Source organism: Actinoplanes sp. NPDC051633 (assembly GCF_040681735.1).
GTDB lineage: Bacteria > Actinomycetota > Actinomycetes > Mycobacteriales > Micromonosporaceae > Actinoplanes.
Map to the genome: position 1 here is coordinate 1 of NZ_JBFAZH010001328.1, position 1960 is coordinate 1960.

A 1960-nucleotide genomic window follows, 5' to 3' on the forward strand; every position below is an offset into this window, starting at 1 on the left:
CCCTCCGGGTCGGCGCCCGCGCCGACCCCCACGCCCGCCGGATACCGCCGGCATCCACCACCACACCCCGGGGACGACCCCGGACCTACACAGGAGGAACTGCCATGAGCTTCATCGAGACCCACAACGTCGTCGGGATGACCTGCGACCACTGCGCTCGCGCCGTACGCGCTGAGGTCGGCGCCATCGAAGGTGTCACCGACGTCGCCGTCGACGTGGCCGCCGGAGTCGTCCGCGTGACCGCCGAGCAGCCCGTGCCGTCTACGGCGCTGCGCGACGCGGTCGAGGAGGCCGGCTACGCGCTGGCCTGACCCCTGGCCCCGTGCCCCGGTGGGAGGTACCCCCGACCCCCACCGGGGTGCGGTTTCAACGCCAGACCTCGCCGCCGCCCTGCGACCGAGGTTCGACGAACAGCGGCCCTCCTTCGCCCGACACCGGATGGACAGCGGGCGGACAGCGCTCACGACCAGTCTCGTCGCATCAAGCTTCACCGAACCTGGGAGCTCGGCATGACCACCACAGCCGCACCGGACACCACACCCGGCACCTCACCGGACACGATGGGCAACGCCGCTGACACGGCGACGGAGACGTGCACGCTCGATATCGGCGGAATGACGTGCGCCTCGTGCGTCGGACGTATCGAGAAGACACTGCTCAAGCTCGACGGCGTCGCCGACGCCCGGGTCAACCTGGCCACCGAGGTTGCCTCCATCACCTACGCCCCGGACCTCATCCGGCTCGACGACCTCACAGGGGCCGTCGTCAAGGCCGGGTACTCCGCGACCCTCCGCCACCAGCCGACCGCCGCGGACACCAACGGCGGCACCGGTGCCGGCGAGTCCGCGTCCGGGGGCGACGAGGCCGACGGGAGCGCGGCGCGTGACCGTGAGCTGTCACGAATGAAGCGCAAGTGGCAGACCGCCTTGGCGACCGGTCTCGGCCTCATGGTGCTGATGTACATCCCGCTGTACATCGACACGATGGACTGGCTGATGCCGGCCATCGTCGTTGTCGCGACCGCCGTCCAGTGGTGGGCAGGTAAGGACCTGTACGCCTCCGCGTGGGCTGCGGCCAAGCACCGCACGACGAACATGACGACGCTCGTGGCGCTGGGCACCGGTGTGGCGTGGAGCTACAGCACGTTCGTCACGTTGTGGCCCAGTCTCGCTGAACAGTGGGGTTTGCCGCTGCACGTGTACTACGAGACTTCGCTCATCATCGTCGCGTTGGTCCTGGCCGGGAAGTGGATGGAGGGCCGGGCGAAGAAGCGCACCGCGGCCGCTGTCACCGCCCTGGTCGGGCTGGCACCGAAAACCGCCCGTGTCATGCGTGACGGCGTCGAGGTCGACGTACCCGTCGAGGACGTCGCGGTCGGCGACGTCGTCCGCATCCGGCCCGGCGAGAAGATCCCCGTCGACGGCGTCGTCGTCTCCGGGACCACGTCGGTGGACGAGTCGATGTTGACCGGTGAGAGCCTCCCGGTCGACAAAGCAACCGGTGACGCCGTCATCGGCGCCACCTTGAACACGACCGGGTCGGTACAGATCCGGGTCACCGCAGTCGGTGACGACACCGCGCTGGCCCAGATCATTCGTCTGGTCGAGGACGCCCAAGGCTCCAAGGTGCCGATGCAGCGGCTCGCCGACAAGGTCTCCTCGGTGTTCGTGCCGGCCGTCATCGTCGGCGCGTTCGCCACGTTCGTCGTCTGGGCGGTGTTCGGGCCGGCGACCGAGAACCTCACCATGGCGATCACCACCACCATCGCGGTCCTCATCATCGCGTGCCCCTGCGCGTTGGGGCTGGCCACACCGACCGCGGTGATGGTCGGCACTGGTCGGGCCGCCGAGCTCGGCATCCTCATCTCCAACGGTGAAGCGCTCGAGCAGGCCCGCCGGCTCACCGCGGTCGTGCTCGACAAGACCGGCACCATCACCCAAGGCAAACCGGCCCTGACGGC

2 protein-coding genes are annotated in these 1960 nt (G+C 69.3%); both read left to right on the top strand.

Going from position 1 to position 1960, the window contains the following annotated elements:
- The first annotated feature begins 104 nt into the window (after positions 1–104).
- A complete protein-coding gene (locus AB0M20_RS40625) occupies positions 105–311 on the top strand; it encodes a heavy-metal-associated domain-containing protein (RefSeq protein ID WP_364306533.1) in 207 nt (68 codons plus the stop codon).
- Positions 312–509: 198 nt separating this feature from the next.
- The coding region (locus AB0M20_RS40630) for a heavy metal translocating P-type ATPase (protein WP_364306535.1) at positions 510–1960 on the top strand (1451 nt) is incomplete at its 3' end.

Bases quoted from the DNA above. Each gene is read 5' to 3' on its own strand.
- AB0M20_RS40625 (WP_364306533.1), top strand. From the start codon at position 105: ATGAGCTTCATCGAGACCCACAACGTCGTCGGGATGACCTGCGACCAC.